Raw genomic sequence first — 16972 nt, 5'->3', positions numbered from 1 at the left:
GAACAGTGCCGGACCCGGAGTGGGGACCGGCACGGCCTGTGGAGGAAAGGTGCCGGAGCGGGCCCCGGCCGATCAGGTGGTCGTGGGAGGATCCCTGGGTACCGAGGAAAAGGAGTCCTGATGCCTGCCGACGACGCGCTGCCGAGCGCCGAGAGCCTCCGCGTGCTCGACGACGCCCTGGTCCGGGGGGTCAGGGCGATCACGGACGAGGCACTCTCGACGCGGCGCCAGCACCTGGCGACCATCTCACCGGAGACCGCAGAACTGGTGGACTCCGTCGCCGGTTACCTCGAGGGCGGGAAGCTCCTGCGTCCGCGCTTCTGCTTCTGGGGCGGTGTCGCGGCCCTCGGTCGCGAGCCCACGGACGAGGAGATCGATTCCCTCGCCCGCTGCGGTGCAGCGATCGAGCTGGTCCAGGCCGCCGCGCTCATGCACGACGACGTCATCGACCACTCCCCCGTGCGCCGCGGCCGTCCGTCCCTCCATGTCGAGGCCGCGACCCGTCACCGTGAGGCCGGACTCGTCGGCTCCGCGGAGGACTTCGGGATCGCCACCGCGATCGTGCAGGGCGATCTCGCGCTGAGCTGGGCCGAACAGGTCGCCTCCGGAGTCCGCGGCGACCTCTCCGGCACGGCTCGCGCTCGCGATGAGTTCGACGCCCTGCGCACCGAGGTCATGTCGGGCCAGTTCCTGGACATCCTTCACCAGGCAGGGGGCTACGAGTCCTCACCGGATGCCGAGCAGGCCGCCCTGTCGGTGATCCGTTGGAAGACGGTCCCGTACACGGTGCTGCGGCCGGTGCGCATCGGCGCTGCGCTGATGGGCGCGAGCGACGCCGTCCTCGGGCAGCTCTCGGACTGGGCGATCGAGGTGGGGACCGCGTTCCAGCTGCGCGATGACCTGCTGAGCGTCGTCGGGGATCAGGACGAGACGGGTAAGCCGATCGGCGGGGACATCGTCGAGGGCAAGCGCACGGTGCTGCTGGCGCGCACGGAGTCCGCGTCGGACGATGCCGGCCGCGGTCTGCTGGCGCAGGTCGTCGGCAACCCCGGAGCCACCGCGGCCCAGATCGCCGAGGTGCACGAGCTGATGGCCTCCACCGGTGCGGTGCGTGCGGTGGCCGACGAGATCCGCACGCGGGCAGAACTGGGGCAGACGCTGCTCGCAGAGGCGCGACTCGGTCTGCTGGGCCGTACGGGCCTGTCGCAGCTGGCTGAGCTCGCGACCGAGCTCAGCTCGCTCCGGTCCTGATCATCTCTCCGCGCGATACGGCGTGCAGGCGGCGACAGGAGCGGGCGACGGGCTCACAGGGCGAGCGCCTGCGCCCGACGGCGCACTTCTCCCCGCTGACCCTGGCGCAGCTGATCGATCGGGCGTCCCGGGAGGGTCTCGTCCTCGGTGAAGAGCCACGTCAGCAGCTCGACATCGTCGAAACCACCGTCGCGCAGGAGCGTGATCGTCCCCCGGAGGTGCGGCGCGATGCCGTTCTCCGTGAGCATCTCCGCGGGAACCATGCGCACCTCGGGATCGCCTCGGCGCACGGAGACGAGTTCCCCGTCTTCGATGAGACGGCGCACACGCGAGACCTCGAGGTCCAGCTGCAGGGCGACATCGGGGAGGTTCAACCAGTCGGTGATGAGTTCGTCGAGGGCATTCACGCCTCCAGAGTGCCATGCACCGGTCCCGCCGCGCACCTCTGGGCGTCCCCCATCGCCTTCGTCCGCCTCACGTCACACCCGATCACGGTCGACGCGCGCGCTCTCAGTGTGTCGGTGCCGGGTCTGCCCGCCACCGCGGCTTAGATTGACAGGGTGAGCGCGGCGACGTCGACTTCCCCCGGCATCAGCCTGCTCCTCGATGACCGCTACCGGGTCGAGGAGCCCATTGCGCGCGGCGGAATGGCGACCGTCCACCGCGGCCACGACGAACGGCTGGACCGCGTGGTCGCGCTGAAGATCATGCATCCTCACCTCGCGATGGACGAGGATTTCCGTCGTCGCTTCGGCAGGGAGGCACGCGCCGCAGCACGCCTGGCGCACCGCAATGTCGTCGGCGTCTTCGATCAGGGTGCGGACGATGACCGCATCTACCTTGCCATGGAGCTGGTCGAGGGCGAGACCCTGCGTGCCCGGATCGTCGAGCAGCACACCCTCACCCTCGCGGACACCCTGGACATCACCGCCCAGGTGCTCGAAGCGCTGGTCGCCGCCCACGCCGCTGGCATCGTGCACCGCGACATCAAGCCCGAGAACATCCTGATCGACGAGCACGGCACCGCGAAGGTCGCGGATTTCGGACTGGCCCGCGCGATCGGAGCGAGCAACTCCTCCGCCAGCTCGACTCTGCTGGGAACGGTCGCCTACATCAGTCCGGAGGTGGTCACGCGCGGTCACAGCGACGAGCGCAGCGACCTCTATTCCCTCGGCGTCGTGCTCTTCGAGATGCTGACCGGCCGCCAGCCCTTCCGCGGCGAACAGCCCGTGCACGTCGCCTTCCAGCATGTCCACGAAGACATCCCCGCCCCGTCGACCGTCGTCACGGGGATCCCTCGGGAGCTCGATTCCTTGGTCACCTGGGCAGCGGCGAGGAAGGTCGAGCAGCGCCCAGCGACTGCGACGGACCTGCTGCGGGCCGTGCGCGAACTCCACAAGACGCTCCCGGCCGCCGTGCTGGACTCCCGCCCCACGACCCGCGAGGACACCGACACCTCCGACGTGGTGCGCCCGACCTCCCATCTCGATGAGGTCGTCGCCGAACTCTCCTCGGACCCTCGCGCGTTCCCGCCTGGTCTCCTGGCCGGGCACACCCCGGAGGACTCCGCGCAGGAGGACGCCGCGCGCCCGGAACAGGCGGCGTCCGACAGCGACGCCGCTGACCCCACCGGTCCCGGCTCCGCCCAGAGGCTCCCCGTCGGCGACGAGACGGAAGGCGAGGACCTCGCAGAGGCGGAGAGCACCGAGGTCGAGGAGACCGAGCGCGAGAAGCACCGGGACGACAACGACCAGGACTCCGCGTCACGCACGGTCGTGGTCCGCGCTCCGCGCGCACGCCGCGGCCGGCATCTGCCGGCGTCGTCCCGACGCCGCTCCGCTCCGATGGCGCTGCTCGCCACGCTGAGCCTGGTCGCAGCGCTCGGTGCGGGCGCCTGGACCGGCGGCGACTGGTATTTCAACACCGGCCCGGGAGCCGATCGGACGATCCCCGTCCTCGCCGGCACCCAGCTGACCGATGCCGAGTCCATCCTCGACGCCGCCGACCTTAGCGTCCGCACCGAGGAGCGGTTCGATGACACGGTGCCCGCGGGCCACGTCATCTCCGCTTCCCCGTCGGCCGGAGCCGCGGTGAAGAAGGGCGACCATGTCGAGCTCGTCGTCTCCAAGGGCGTGCAGACCTTCCCCGTTCCCGAGGTCGAGGGCACGGACGTCGAGGAGGCGCGCGCTGCGGTGGAGGACCAGGGGCTCGAGCTGGTCGAGGACGACCCGGAGTACTCGGAGGAGGTCCCCGCCGGGCAGGTCATCAGCCAGTCCCAGGACGCCGATGCACTGCCCGAGGGCGGGGAGGTGCATGTGGTCGTCTCCCAGGGCCGTCAGCCGATCACGATCCCCGATCAGACCGGCGCGAACGGCAAGACAGCACGCACCGCCCTCGAATCGGCCGGCTTCACCGTGACGAGTTCCAGCGCGCATTCCGCTGATGTGCCCTCCGGGAACGTCATCTCGCAGTCCCCCGCCTCCGGCACCGGCCATCGGGGCGACACCGTCGCCCTGGTGACCTCGCTGGGGCCTGAGATGGTCAAGGTCCCCGACGTCTTCCAGAAGCCAGAGGCCGATGCGAAGAAGACGCTGGAGGCCGCAGGATTCGACGTCACCGTGAAGCATGATCGGGGCGAGCCGGTGTTCGGCCTCGTCTACGAGCAGTCCGCCGAGGCCGGTGCGGAGCTCGCGAAGGGTTCGGCCATCACGATCACGGTCTTCTGAGCCGGCGCCCAGGCACCACCTCGCACCTCGCACCTCGCACGACGCACGACGGACGCATTTGCGGTACCACGCACTTGCTGCACGAGATCACCCCGGCACTGCGTGCGGTGCCGGGGTGATCTCGTGAGCGAGCTGCTCAGCGGCGGGAGAGCATCTCCGCGACCAGGAAGGCGAGTTCGAGCGACTGCTGATGGTTGAGCCGGGGATCCACGAGCGTCTCGTAGCGACGCGTCAGACCCTCCTCGTCGATCTCCCCGGCACCGCCGAGCACCTCGGTGACGTCGTCGCCGGTGAGCTCCATGTGCAGGCCGGCCGGGATCGTGCCCAGTGCCTGATGGACCTCGAAGAATCCGACGACCTCGTCGAGGATGTCCTCGAAGCGCCGGGTCTTGTACCCGTTGGACGAGGTGATCGTGTTGCCGTGCATCGGGTCGGTGACCCAGGCGACCTGGGCGCCGGAGTCGCGCACTCCCTCCACCAGGGCAGGCAGGCGGTCGCGGATCTTGCCGGCGCCCATACGCGTGATGAAGGTCAGGCGACCTGGCTCGCGCTCGGGATCGAGCTTGTCGACGAGCCTCAGCGCGTCGTCGACCGTGGCGGTCGGGCCGAGCTTGACCCCGATCGGGTTGCGCAGGCGGGCCATGAAGTCCACGTGCGCGCCGTCGAGCTGGCGGGTGCGCTCGCCGACCCACAGGAAGTGCCCGGAGCAGCCGTAGATCTCTCCGGTGCGGGAGTCGATCCGTGACAGCGCTTCTTCGTAGTCCAGCAGCAGAGCCTCGTGGGAGGCGTAGAACTCGACCACCTTGAGGGCGTCGAAGTCCGCACCGATCGCCTCCATGAAGCGGATCGCCTTGTCGATCTGACCGGCGAGCTCCTCATAGCGGTCGTAGCCCGCGCCCGAGGTGAAGCCGCGGTTCCAGGAGTGGACCTGGCGCAGATCGGCGAAACCGCCGCCGGTGAAGGCGCGCAGCAGGTTCAGGGTGCTCGCGCTGGTGGTGTAGGTCTTCCACAGGCGATGCGGGTCGGGATTGCGGGCCTCGGGCGTGAAGGCATGGGCGTTGACGGCATCGCCGCGGTAGGTCGGCAGGGTGATGCCGTCACGGGTCTCCTCGTCGCCGGAGCGGGGCTTGGCGAACTGGCCGGCCATCCGTCCCATCTTCACCACCGGGACGGAGGCACCGTAGGTGAGCACGGCCGACATCTGCAGGATCGTGCGGATCTTGTTGCGGATGCGATCGGCCGTGGAGTCGGCGAAGGTCTCGGCGCAGTCGCCGCCGGCGAGCAGGAAGGCCTCGCCCCGCGCCGCCGAGGCAACACGCTCGCGGAGCACGTCGACCTCGCCGGCGAACACCAGCGGCGGAGCCGCCCGCAGATCATCGAAGACCTCCGAGCGCACGGCCTCATCGGGCCATACCGGCTGCTGCACCCTCGGATACTCGCGCCATGCGCCGAGTGCTGCCAGGCCGTCGTCGGCCGAGGACAGGGAGAAATCGTGAGCGCGGGCGGGGGCATCGGGGCTGTACTGGGTCACCCCCACAGGGTACGCAGTGGTTCGCGATGGGGAGGACAGGATCCAGTGGACGGGATCACACCTCGCGCCGTGCCGATGCCTCGCGCAGCCGGCGCTTGACGTCCGCCGCGTACTCCTCGGTGCGCTCCTGGCCCGACAGCTCCTGGATGCGGTCCATGACGTGGTCCGTGACCGCACGCAGGACGGTGCCCTCGTCGGCCGCGCCGAGGGACAGCGCCACCGACCGGGCGTCCACCTGCTTCCCCACCACGACCCGGATCCGGGGCCGACGCCGTGGCAGGTACTTCCGGCCCTGATGGGCCTCATGGACACCGAGCATCGCGACCGGGACGATCGGCGCCCCGGTGGCGAGCGCGACCCGGGCGACGCCGGTCTTCCCCCGGTAGAGCCGACCGTCCGGACTGCGGGTGCCCTCCGGGTAGATGCCGAGGATCTCGCCGGCCTCGAGCACGGCCAGGGCCCCCGCGATCGCCGAGCTCGCGGCGCTGCCCCCGGTGCGATCCACCGGCATCACATGCAGCCCGCGCATGATCGAGGCGGCCACCCGGTTCCACGGGGAGGCGCCGGTGAAGATGTCGGACTTCCCCAGGAAGTGCACGGTGCGACGCACCTGTCCGGGAAGGAAGACCGTGTCGGCGTAGGAATGATGGTTGGAGGCGAGGATGACGGCCCCGGTCTCCGGAATGTGCTCGCGTCCCTCGATGGTCGGATCCCAGACCACCCTCACCACGCCCATCACGAAAGGTTTGGCGATCTCGTACAGCACGGCGGTCTCCTGGGGGTGTGCGCTCGGCGCGGCAGCGGCGCGGTCGCAGGGCGGTGAGCAAGGGAGCGGGACGGAGCGGGGACGACAGGGGGACACGGACAGGACCGGAACGGGGACGAAGCATGTGCGCGCGGGTGCGACGATGTACCCATGGCGTTCAGCGAACTGTCCCGCCCGTGGAGCGCGCGGGGTCACTCTAACCCCCGAGGGGCTCTGCTCCTGTGCCATGGCTTCACCGGCTCGCCGCAGTCGATGCGTCCCTGGGCGCAGGATCATGCGGACCGAGGATGGGTCGTCGATCTGCCCCTGCTGCCCGGCCATGGCTCCACCTGGCAGCACATGAGCACCTCGCGGCGAGAGGACTGGTACGACCGTCTCCGGGAGGCGGCACTGGCCCTGTCCGAGGAGCACGGCAGGATCGCGGTGGGCGGGCTCTCGATGGGGGGCGCGCTCACATTGGCCCTCGCCCAGGATCCGGATCTGCACGGACGTATCGGGGCGTTGGTCGCGGTGAACCCCGGGATGACGCTGCCTCCCCTGGCCGTCGCCGCCGATCTGATCGCTCCGGTCGTGCGCACGCTGCCCGGGATCGGCTCCGACATCGCGAAGCAGGGAGTCTCCGAGGAGGCCTACGACCGGATGCCGCTGCGCTCCGTCGGTCAGCTGCGCCGGCTCTTCCGCACGACCCGCGCCGGTCTCGGAGCTGTCACCGCACCACTCCTGCTGGCCACCTCGAGCCAGGACCACACGGTGCCCCCGACGGACAGCGACATCGTCGCGGCCGGTGTCTCCGGTCCCGTCGAGCGTCTTGCGCTGACGCGCAGCTATCATCTGGCCACGCTGGACCATGACGCACAGCTTCTGTTCGACACCTCCGCCCGGTTCCTCGAGCAGCAGATGTCCTCTCCCCCGGGAGCCGAAGGAGGCCCGCGATGAACACCGAGCCCCACGAGCCGCGCGATGCCGGCGGACGTCGTGACGTCGATGCCGAGTTCGCCCGCATGCTCGAAGGCGAGGGCGTCGTCCTGCGGCCCGGGGACGCGCCTCGTGAACCGGCGGCACCGGCCTCCTCCCCACAGAGTCTCTCCCCCGGGTCGCCCTCGGCCGACGACGACGAGTGGCCGTTCAGCGCGGATTCCCCGCCCGAGCCTCCGAGCGAAGAATCCCGGGCCCGTTCCCGTGCTGCGCATCCGGCTGCTGGACTGTCCGACCCGACAGCCGGCATCCGGGGCTCGGCGGGACCCCGGGAGCTCGACGACGACGAGGTGCTCTACGGCGACTTCGAGCAGCCCGACCCGGACTTCCCGCAGATGTCCTCCCGCACCCTGTGGTCCTGGACCGCTCTGATCGGTGGGGTGCTGCTGCTGATCGCGGTGTCCGTGACGGTCGCGCTGCCGTCGGTCCTGGGATGGCTGGGCGCCCTCGCCTCTCTCGGCGGCGTCATCTCGCTGCTGCTGCAGGCTCCGCGCACTCGCGATGAGGACGACAACGGCGCGCAGCTCTGAGCGGCCGGTCCGAGCGACCTTGCCGGTCCGAGAGCCCTGGCCGGCGACGCCGGTCCGGGTCGCAGGACCGGTCCGGGCCGGCGGACCAGGCGACCAGGACTGCCTCGGCGTGCGGCGCGGAGCGCCTCAGCGTGCGAGATCCGCTGCGCCGACGATCCCGGCGCGGTTGCCCATGCTCGCCGCGACGAAAGGCGCCAGGCTGCGGTGCGCGCGAGCGGTGAGGTTCGCCCCGTAGGACCTGCGCGCGGGATCCAGCAGCAGGTCCCCGGCGGCGACGACGCCTCCGCCGACGACGATCATGTCGGGATCCAGCAGGGCGGAGATGGAGGAGACTCCCAGACCCAGCCAGGAGCCGAGCTCCGCGATCAGCTCGCGGGAGCCGGGATCGCCCTCCTGCGCGAGGCGGGTGATGAGGGGGCCGTCGATCTCCTCCCGATCTCCACCGGCGGCCTGCACCAGCGGCCCCATCAGCGAGTCCCCGGCACTCGCCCGATGCTTGGCGGTGCGCACCAGCGCCGTGCCCGACGTGTACTGCTCGAGGCAGCCCTTGCGCCCGCAGCCGCACCATTGGCCGTCCGGGACCGCCGTCATGTGGGCGACCTCGCCGGCGAAGCCGTCCCCGCCGCGGATCAGCTGACCGTCCAGGACGATCGCGCCGCCGAGCCCGGTGCCGACGGTCATCATGAGCATGTGCTTCGCCTCGGTCGCGGCACCGAAGCGGTACTCGGCCCAGCCGGCGGCATTCGCGTCGTTCTCGATCACGACCGGGAGATCGGCCAGACGCTCGAGCTGATCGGCCAGCGGCCGCTGACGCCATGCGAGGTTCGCGGCGAACTTCACCGTGCGCCGGTCCGCGCCGACGAAGCCGGCCGCCCCCACACCGATGCCGACCACGTCGTGGTGCGCGCGCAGCTCCGCGACCGCGTCGGCGACTCCCGCCTCGATCAGCTCAGGATCCGTCGCCGGCGTGCTGCGGGTCGTCGCAGCGATGATCTCGCCGCCCTCGTCGACCACTCCCGCTGCGATCTTCGTGCCGCCGATGTCCACTCCGATGGAGAGCATGCCGCTCCTTCTCGATCACAGGTGATCAGGTCGTTTCCAGTGTCTGGTTCCCAGCTCGTCGTACCCATCGTAATTGGCGCTGGCGTAGGATCGTCCCCACCCGACCAGCGCTTCCGGGCAGGCCTCCGGTATTCCGGGATCGCGCCCCTTCCCGGATCGAAGGAGATTCGATGAAGCAGTTCACCACGGCTCCGCAGCACGAGAGCCGCGCAGACGAGAATACGACGGACCTCCTGCTGGGGCGTCTGCGTGCGGACAAGTCAGTCCCGATCTATGAGCTCGCACAGTCCGACGGCCGCTACGTGCCCCTGTCCACTGCTGACTTCATCGCCGAGGTCAAGCAGGTCGCGAAGGGGCTGATCGCCTCCGGCGTGGAGTCCGGGGACGTCGTCGCGATCCTCTCCCGCACCCGCTACGAGTGGACGCTGGCCGACTGGGCCGTCTGGTGGGCGGGCGGGGTCAGCGTCCCGATCTACGAGACGTCCTCTCCCAGCCAGATCCAGTGGATCGCCTCGGACACCAACGCGCGCTTCGCGATCGTGGAGGCCACCCGCCACCGGGAGGACATGGAGTCCGTGCGCAGCGAGCTGCCTGCGCTCGAGCACATCGGTGTCATCGACGACGGCATCATCCAGGAGCTCACCGCGCGCGGAGCGGACGTCAGCGACGACGACCTCGAAGCGCGCCGCACCTCGCGCACCCTCGACGACGTCGCCACGATCATCTACACCTCCGGCACGACCGGACGCCCCAAGGGCGCCGAGCTGACCCACGGGAACTTCGTGGACACCTCCCGCAGCGCCCTGAACCTCCTGGGTGAGCAGGTGCTGCCCCCGGGATCGCGCCTGCTGATGTTCCTGCCCCTCGCGCACGTCTTCGCTCGGCTGATCACCGTGCTGGCCGCCTCGTGGCCCGTCACCACGGCCTTCACCCCGGACACCAAGAACCTGCTGCCGGATCTGGCCGCATTCAAGCCGACCTTCCTGCTCGCCGTGCCGCGCGTGTTCGAGAAGGTCTACAACGGGGCCGAGGCGAAGGCCATCGCCGGGGGCCGCGGCAAGATCTTCACCGCCGCGTCCGACGCGGCGATCGCCTATTCCCTCGCGCAGAGCGCGGGGAAGGTGCCGTTCGGCCTGAAGGCGAAGCATGCGCTGTTCGATAAGCTGGTCTACGGGAAGCTACGAGAGGCCATGGGCGGCGACGTCCGCTGGGCGGTCTCCGGCGGCGCACCGCTGGGTGCGCGCCTGGCCCACTTCTTCCGCGGTATCGGGGTGACGGTGCTCGAGGGGTACGGGCTCACGGAGACCACCGCGCCGGTCTGCGTGAACCTGCCCTGGGCGGTCGAGCCCGGAACCGTGGGCCCACCGCTGCCGGGGTCCACCGTCGCGATCGACGACAACGGCGAGATCCTCGTCAAGGGCGTCATGGTCTTCGCCGGTTATCACCACAACCCCGAGGCCACCGCCGAGGCTCTGCAGGACGGCTGGTTCCGCACCGGCGACCTCGGGTCCCTGGACGAGCAGGGCGCGCTGACGATCACGGGACGCACCAAGGAGGTCATCGTGACCGCCGGCGGGAAGAACATCTCCCCGGCGCAGCTCGAGGACCAGCTGCGATCTCATCCGCTGGTCAGCCAGTGCGTGGTCATCGGTGACCAGAAGCCGTTCGTCGCCGCGATCCTCACTCTCGATGCCGAGATGCTTCCCACCTGGTTGAAGAACAACTCGCTGCCCGAGATGAGCATCTCCGAGGCCGCCCAGGACGAGCGGGTGCTCGCCGAGGTGCAGACCGTCGTCGACAAGGCCAACCGGTCCGTCTCCAAGGCGGAGTCGATCCGCGCCTTCGAGGTCATCGACTCGGACTTCACCGAGGAGAACGGCTATCTGACCCCGTCGCTGAAGCTCAAGCGCAACGTGGTCGTCAAGGATCTCGCCCCGGTCATCGAGAAGATCTATTCGCGACCCAAGCCCACGAGCTGATCCGCTCCGCCGTGCCGGTCCCGGCACCTGGGTGACCACGCGCACCACGCGTCAGGAGCTCAGGTGTCGGGGCCGCGTCATAGTCTGCGGGCATGTCCGCGCGCCGCCAGCTGAGCTTCGATGATCTCGGCACCCCCTTGATGGACGCGACCCTCGTCGTGGTCGACCTCGAGACCACCGGGACGGATCCCTCGGCCGACGCGATCACCGAGATCGGCGCCGTCAAGGTGCGGGCCGGCGAGGTGCTCGGGGAGTTCCGCACGTTCGTGGATCCTGAACGACCGATCCCGGCCTACATCGCCTCGCTCACCGGCATCACGGACGCCTCGGTCGCCGGGGCGCCGCCGATCACCACGGTGCTGCCGATGTTCCTCGACTTCGTCGGCGATGCCGCCCTCGTCGCCCACAACGCGCGCTTCGACATCTCCTTCCTCACGGCACAGGCCGCCCGCTGCGAGATCGGCTGGCCGAGGCCCGCAGTGCTGGACACCCTGGCGCTCGCCCGCACCGTGTTCCGACGTGACGAGGTGCGCGACCACAAGCTCTCGACCCTCGCCGCCCATGTCGGAGCGAGCATCACCCCGGACCACCGCGCTCTCTCCGATGCCCGGGCGACGGTCGACGTGCTCCACGCGATCATCGAACGCCTGGGCCCCACCGGCACGTCCACCCTCGAGGACCTGTCCTCCGCGCACCGACGGGCCACGCCTGTCCAGCTGCGCAAGAAGCACCTCGCGGCGAGCATCCCCTCCGTCCCCGGGGTCTACCAGTTCCGAGACGCTCAGGACGCGGTGCTCTACGTGGGCACCTCCCGCAATCTGCGCTCGCGGGTGCGCACCTATTTCACGGCCTCGGAGACCCGGCGCAAGGTCCTGGACATGCTCCCGCAGGCGGAGTCGATCCGAATCATCGAGTGCACCACTCCCACCGAGGCCGCGATCCGCGAGCTGCGCATCATCGGCGCCGAGAAGCCCCCGTCGAACCGGCACGGCCTGACCCCCGAGAAGGCGCTCTGGCTGCGGCTCGGCAGCGGCGGGGACGGGCTGCGCGCAGCGCGCCTCGCCCGGACGGAAGCCGACGGCTCGGTGCAGATCGGCCCTCTCTCCTCGCGTCACGACGTGGACCCGCTGCGAGGCCTGCTCACCGACGCCGTGCTGGGCCGCGGGGCATCCTTCGAGCGTGCCGGCGGGCGGGAGCCGCTCCCCCGGGCAGCTCACCACGATCAGCTGCGGCGGGCCATGCGCGAGGATCCGCGGGCCGTCCTCGACCACGTGGCCTCGCGCATGCGCCGTCACGTCGACGCCGGCCGCTACGAGGACGCCGAGAAGCTACGACGCCTCGCGCTGAGCTTCCTCACCGCAGCACGTCGTGGGGCACGACTGCGCGCGATCGGCGACGTGCCCCTGCTGGTCGCCGCACGGCCGAGCTCAGAACCCGTCATCGGCGGTCGCGGATGGGAGATCCTCGCCGTGCGCCACGGTCGCTTCTCGGGCACCGCACTGGTGCCCGCCCAGGCCGATCCCGTCGCCGTCGCACGCTCCCTGGCCCTCACCGGCACCGGTGAGGCGGAGCTCGCCGCACCGATGTGCCAGGGCTATCACCAGGAGGCGGAGATCCTGCTGAACTGGCTGGAGGGGGACGGCGTGCGCACGGTCCTCACCGAGGGCGAATGGCGACAGCCCGCGCGCGCACGCTTCGACGCGGATCATCTCGCCGAACGCTTCGCCCGGACCCAGCCGGGCGTCGGGGCATAGGCTCGGAGCACACGTCCTGGCGCGCTCGGCGCCTCGTCTCCTAGGAGTTCCCATGATCACTGCCATCGTCTCGATCGTCGTCGAGTCCGCACGCATCCCCGAGGTCGCGGAGGCGATCGTCGACATCGACGGCATCGAGCAGGTCTATTCCGTCACCGGTGACGTGGACCTGATCGCCGTCGTGCGGGTGCGCGCCCACGAGGACCTCGCCGGCGTCATCGCCGACCAGCTCGGCAAGGTCGAGGGCGTGCGGGACACCACGACGAACATCGCCTTCAAGACCTACTCCAAGAGCGATCTCGACGCGGCCTTCGATCTGGGCATCGAGGGCTGAACCAGAGCAGATCGGGCGCGCCCCGCACTGCGGGCGCTGCGCCGGTCAGCCCTGTGAGGACATCACCCGCTGCGACGCCGCCGCCCAGTTCTCCAGCAGCTCCTTGGGCCGCCCGGAGTCCAGCGCGGCCTCGACCTCCCGGTAGGCGACGACGAAGCGGTCCTCGAAGCCATCGGACGCCTCGAGCCCGATCCCGTCGAACGCCTGGACACCGGACGCCGCGTTCAGGAGCACCGCATCCCGCACCGCCTCCATGCGTCCTTCGCGGGACCCGTCGAAGAGATCCCGGGCGACCTGCGCGTTCTCGGCCGCCGTCCCGCCGCGGAGGGCGTCGTGGCCGGCACGCGACAGGCCGAGCAGCCGGTGAGGATCCAACAGGTGCTCTCGCACCTCTGCGCCCCGGACCTCCCAGACCTGGGACTCGCCGGTGACCGTCAGCTCGTCCAGCCCGTCCAGCCCGCGGAAGACCAGCGCGCTCGTGCCGCGCGCGGCGAAGACGCCCGCGACTGTCGGGGCGATGGTGACGTCCGCGACCCCGACGGCGCTCGCCCGAGGCATCGCCGGATTGGTGATCGGACCGAGGATGTTCATGACGGTCGGGATGCCCAGCCCCTTGCGGGCCTCCGCGGCGAACCGCATCGAGGGGTGGAACACCTGGGCGAAGAGGAAGGTCATGCCGATCTCCTCGACCAGGTCCTCGACGGCGGAGATCGGGAGGTCCAGACGCACGCCGAGCTCCTCCAGCACGTCGGCCGACCCCGACTTCGACGACGAGGCGCGGTTGCCGTGCTTGACCACCGGCCGACCCGTCGAGGCGATCACCATCGACGCCATCGTGGAGATGTTCACCGTCTTGGCGAGGTCTCCCCCGGTGCCGACGATATCGATGCAGCGCTGCGGAGAGCGCACCGGTCGGGCATGGGCCACCATCGAATCGGCCAGGGCGGCGAGCTCGTCGCTGCTGACGCCCTTCGCCTGCAGGGCCACGAGGAACCCGGCCAGCTGGACGGCGGTGGTGTTTCCGAGCATGACCTCGTCCATCGCCCAGGAGGCTTCGTGGACGTCGAGATCCTCGCCGCGCACGAGGCGCGACGTGATCGTGGACCAGGTCGGGATGTTCTCGCTCATGCCTGAATGATCGCACTTCACGGCGCGGGAACGTCGTTCCGGTCACGGTGCGGATCACAGATGCATCACACGCGCACCTGGCACCGGCCACCTGCGCAGAGAGGAAGCGTGTCCTGGTTCGTGACAGGGCGTCAGGAGGGATATGCTGGCTCCGTCCTTCCGGGGCTATGCCCTGCGGTGAGCCTGCACGTCGTGAACTGGCGCACCGATTCTGACGACACGACATAATGGTGACGTGACTACTGCGACCCTGCCTGAGCGCCCCGCCGCCGCTGCCCCAGCGGTCGGCCGCCCCAACCCGACGCAGATCGGCACGATCGTCTGGCTCTCCAGTGAGCTGATGTTCTTCGGCGGTCTGTTCGCGATGTACTTCACGTTGCGATCCATGGCGCCGGATACCTTCGTGACCGGACAAGGTCACTTCGCCCACGGATACGCGCTCGTGAACACCACGATCCTCGTACTGAGCTCCGTGACCTGCCAGATCGGCGTGTACCTCGCCGAGGGCCGCTTCCCCAACGGGAAGACCTTCACCCCGCGCAAGCGCCGCGAGGGCTCGATCTTCAACGTCGCGGGCTGGGGCATGATCGAGTGGTACACGCTCACGTTCATCATGGGCGCGGTCTTCGTGTCCGGCCAGGCGTACGAGTACACCGAGCTCGTGCACAACGGGATCACGCTCTCGTCCACGCCGTTCGGGTCGATCTTCTACCTCGCCACCGGCTTCCACGGCATCCACGTGATCGGCGGTCTGATCGCCTTCCTCATGGTGATCATGCGGGCACTGGTCGCGGACAAGTTCACCCAGCACGAGCAGGTCTCGGCGATCTGCATCTCGTACTACTGGCACTTCGTCGACGTCGTCTGGATCGTCCTGTTCTTCATCGTGTACATGCTCGATCCGCTGTCGTCGCTGTTCACCTCCGGCCACTTCATCCCGGTCGACTTCGACTGGAGCATCTTCTGAGCCCCGCGCCCGCACAGGCTCCGCCGCCTGGTGCGTCCCCACGTCTCCGCCCCTCCCCAGCCCGCCCCCTCCACGAATCGAGGTTCGAACCGTGAAGGCACTCGCCGCACGTCGTCATCACCCGATGGCGCTACTCGTGATCCTTCTGCTCGCCCTGGTGGCGACCGGCGGTCTGTACGTCGCGTTCCAGCCTCAGACGGCCCAGGCCGAGGCGTACACGCAGGACGACATCGATGAGGGCGAGGCGCTCTTCCTCGCCAACTGCGCGACGTGCCACGGCCGCAATGCCGAGGGCGAGCTCGACGCAGACGGCTCGACGATCGGCCCCTCGCTGATCGGTGTGGGCGCTGCCGCCGTCGACTTCCAGGTCGGCACCGGCCGCATGCCCATGCAGTCCTCGGGCGCTCAGGCCTGGCGCAAGCCCCCGCAGATGAACGAGGAGCAGACCCGGCAGCTCGCCGCATACGTCGCCTCCCTCGGATCCGGCCCCGCCGTTCCGGACGAGGAGTACCTCGACACTTCGAAGGGTGACGCCACCAAGGGCGGAGAGATCTTCCGGATCAACTGCGCCATGTGCCACAACGCGGCCGGTCAGGGCGGCGCCCTGACGCGCGGCAAGTTCGCACCGGCCGTCACCGGCGTCGAGGGCAAGCACGTCTACGAGGCCATGGACACCGGCCCTCAGAACATGCCTGTCTTCAGCGAGACCAACCTGTCCCCGCAGGACAAGCTTGATGTCATCACCTACCTGGAGGCCCTGGAGGAGAACGGCTCCCCCGGCGGCATCTCCCTGGGCTCCCTCGGCCCCGTGACCGAGGGACTGTACGCCTGGACGATCATCCTGTCCCTGCTCCTCGGCTGCGCCGTGTGGCTGGGGGCGAAGGCCAAGTGAATGCGAGCATGAACACGAATCCCGACGGCACCACCTCCGAGGGCACGGTCACCGCCGTCGCCCCCAAGGAGGGTGGCGGCTTCCCGAACCCGGGGCTCCCCCCGCACGTCCATCGCCAGGCCGACGTCTCGAGGTCCGCTGAGAAGCGCGCCGAACGACTCGTCGCCGGCATGTTCCTCCTCTCCGTGGTGGGCACCGCGATCTTCATCGCCGCCTACTTCCTCGTCACCCCGACGGGCACGAACATCTTCGCCGCAGAGGGCTCCCCCAAGGCCCTGTGGTGGTCGAACCTCGTCGCGGGCCTCGGTCTCGCGATCGCCGTCTTCTTCATCGGTGCGGCCGCGGTCCACTGGGCCAAGACCCTGATGCCCGATGAGGAGATGGTCGAAGAGCGTCACGACATCCGCAGCTCCGACGAGGTGCGCGAGGTCGCCGCCGGCATCATCACCGACGGCCTCGAGGAGTCCGGCATCGCCCGGCGCCCCCTCATCGTCACGGCCATGGTCGCCTCGCTCGCAGCGCTGCCGATCGCGGTTCTCGCACCGCTGTCGACGCTCGGCCCCCTGCCGGGCAACAAGCTGCACCACACGTTCTGGGGCCAGAACCCCGGTCAGCGCCTGGCTCGCGACCACGACGGCACGCCCATCAAGCTCTCCGACGTCGCGATGAACTCGATCTTCCACGTCATGCCCGAAGGCCTGACCGACGAGACTCCGCACTTCATGGAGGAGCGTGCAAAGGCCGCCACCGTGATCGTCCGCATCGACCCGAAGCTGGCGAAGAACGACGAGAGCCTGGCGAACGGCGTCGAGGGCGTGCTCGCCTTCTCCAAGATCTGCACGCACGTCGGCTGCCCGGTGGCGCTCTACGAGCAGCAGACCCACCACATGCTGTGCCCCTGCCACCAGTCGACCTTCGACGTCACCGATGGCGCGAAGGTGATCTTCGGGCCGGCACACCGTCCCCTCCCCCAGCTCCCGATCGACGTCGACGACGAGGGCTACCTCGTCGCCTCCGGCGACTTCCCCGAGCCGATCGGTCCCAGCTTCTGGAACCTCCACAAGGACAAGTGATCAC

General features: G+C 69.7%; 15 protein-coding genes. 10 read left to right on the top strand and 5 right to left on the bottom strand.

Annotated elements, in window-relative coordinates; genetic code table 11:
* The first annotated feature begins 120 nt into the window (after nucleotides 1-120).
* Complete coding sequence (locus CIK71_RS06605) at nucleotides 121-1251, top strand: polyprenyl synthetase family protein (protein WP_096164401.1); 1131 nt, start codon at nucleotides 121-123, stop codon at nucleotides 1249-1251.
* 53 nt (nucleotides 1252-1304) lie between these two features.
* On the opposite strand, the gene CIK71_RS06600 is transcribed toward CIK71_RS06605, so the two are convergent.
* Nucleotides 1305-1658 carry an Rv2175c family DNA-binding protein gene (locus CIK71_RS06600; protein ID WP_096164400.1) on the bottom strand — a complete coding sequence of 118 codons (354 nt, stop codon included), beginning with the start codon at nucleotides 1656-1658 and terminating at the stop codon, nucleotides 1305-1307.
* Between the two features lie 153 nt (nucleotides 1659-1811).
* Between CIK71_RS06600 and CIK71_RS06595 the strand changes: the two genes are divergently transcribed.
* Entirely contained in the window at nucleotides 1812-3977 is a 2166-nt protein-coding gene (locus CIK71_RS06595) for a Stk1 family PASTA domain-containing Ser/Thr kinase (protein WP_096164399.1), read from the top strand.
* Nucleotides 3978-4113: 136 nt separating this feature from the next.
* On the opposite strand, the gene CIK71_RS06590 is transcribed toward CIK71_RS06595, so the two are convergent.
* Together CIK71_RS06590 and CIK71_RS06585 are read right to left on the bottom strand one after the other, a co-directional pair.
* Nucleotides 4114-5508: a class II 3-deoxy-7-phosphoheptulonate synthase gene (locus CIK71_RS06590; protein WP_176485570.1), complete on the bottom strand. Its 1395-nt coding sequence runs from the start codon at nucleotides 5506-5508 to the stop codon at nucleotides 4114-4116.
* 55 nt (nucleotides 5509-5563) lie between these two features.
* Nucleotides 5564-6274: a lysophospholipid acyltransferase family protein gene (locus CIK71_RS06585; RefSeq protein WP_096164397.1), complete on the bottom strand. Its 711-nt coding sequence runs from the start codon at nucleotides 6272-6274 to the stop codon at nucleotides 5564-5566.
* Between the two features lie 150 nt (nucleotides 6275-6424).
* Between CIK71_RS06585 and CIK71_RS06580 the strand changes: the two genes are divergently transcribed.
* Both CIK71_RS06580 and CIK71_RS06575 read left to right on the top strand, forming a co-directional pair.
* Nucleotides 6425-7210: an alpha/beta hydrolase gene (locus tag CIK71_RS06580; RefSeq protein WP_096164396.1), complete on the top strand. Its 786-nt coding sequence runs from the start codon at nucleotides 6425-6427 to the stop codon at nucleotides 7208-7210.
* A complete protein-coding gene (locus tag CIK71_RS06575) occupies nucleotides 7207-7779 on the top strand; it encodes a hypothetical protein (protein WP_096164395.1) in 573 nt (190 codons plus the stop codon). The genes CIK71_RS06580 and CIK71_RS06575 overlap by 4 nt, the downstream gene beginning before the upstream one ends.
* A gap of 126 nt (nucleotides 7780-7905) precedes the next feature.
* Here CIK71_RS06575 and CIK71_RS06570 read toward each other — a convergent pair whose 3' ends face one another.
* Entirely contained in the window at nucleotides 7906-8841 is a 936-nt protein-coding gene (locus tag CIK71_RS06570) for an ROK family glucokinase (protein ID WP_096164394.1), read from the bottom strand.
* Between the two features lie 170 nt (nucleotides 8842-9011).
* Here CIK71_RS06570 and CIK71_RS06565 point away from each other — a divergent pair, with 170 nt between their 5' ends.
* The 3 genes from CIK71_RS06565 (at nucleotide 9012) to CIK71_RS06555 (ending at nucleotide 12908) form a co-directional block, all read left to right on the top strand.
* Entirely contained in the window at nucleotides 9012-10820 is a 1809-nt protein-coding gene (locus CIK71_RS06565) for an AMP-dependent synthetase/ligase (RefSeq protein WP_096164393.1), read from the top strand.
* 92 nt (nucleotides 10821-10912) lie between these two features.
* Nucleotides 10913-12574, top strand: a complete 1662-nt coding sequence (locus CIK71_RS06560) for a DEDD exonuclease domain-containing protein (RefSeq protein WP_096164392.1) — start codon at nucleotides 10913-10915, stop codon at nucleotides 12572-12574.
* A 52-nt stretch (nucleotides 12575-12626) separates the two neighbouring features.
* Nucleotides 12627-12908, top strand: a complete 282-nt coding sequence (locus tag CIK71_RS06555; protein WP_096164391.1) for an Lrp/AsnC family transcriptional regulator — start codon at nucleotides 12627-12629, stop codon at nucleotides 12906-12908.
* A 45-nt stretch (nucleotides 12909-12953) separates the two neighbouring features.
* On the opposite strand, the gene trpD is transcribed toward CIK71_RS06555, so the two are convergent.
* Complete coding sequence (gene trpD / locus CIK71_RS06550) at nucleotides 12954-14036, bottom strand: anthranilate phosphoribosyltransferase (RefSeq protein ID WP_096164390.1); 1083 nt, start codon at nucleotides 14034-14036, stop codon at nucleotides 12954-12956.
* A gap of 235 nt (nucleotides 14037-14271) precedes the next feature.
* Here trpD and ctaE point away from each other — a divergent pair, with 235 nt between their 5' ends.
* The 3 genes from ctaE (at nucleotide 14272) to qcrA (ending at nucleotide 16968) form a co-directional block, all read left to right on the top strand.
* On the top strand, nucleotides 14272-15003 hold the full coding sequence (gene ctaE, locus CIK71_RS06545; RefSeq protein ID WP_096164389.1) for an aa3-type cytochrome oxidase subunit III: 732 nt from the start codon (nucleotides 14272-14274) through the stop codon (nucleotides 15001-15003).
* A gap of 91 nt (nucleotides 15004-15094) precedes the next feature.
* Nucleotides 15095-15895, top strand: coding sequence for a cytochrome bc1 complex diheme cytochrome c subunit (gene qcrC / locus CIK71_RS06540; RefSeq protein ID WP_096164388.1), 801 nt, complete (start codon nucleotides 15095-15097; stop codon nucleotides 15893-15895).
* A gap of 8 nt (nucleotides 15896-15903) precedes the next feature.
* The gene (gene qcrA / locus CIK71_RS06535) at nucleotides 15904-16968 is read left to right on the top strand and encodes a cytochrome bc1 complex Rieske iron-sulfur subunit (RefSeq protein WP_096164387.1); all 1065 of its coding nucleotides are present in this window, start codon (nucleotides 15904-15906) and stop codon (nucleotides 16966-16968) included.
* Nucleotides 16969-16972 lie beyond the last annotated feature (4 nt).

It is taken from the genome of Brachybacterium alimentarium (assembly GCF_002332425.1).
Taxonomy (GTDB): Bacteria; Actinomycetota; Actinomycetes; order Actinomycetales; family Dermabacteraceae; genus Brachybacterium; species Brachybacterium alimentarium.
Note: the sequence above shows the minus strand (reverse complement) of the source record. Positions and strands in the feature narration are given on the sequence as shown.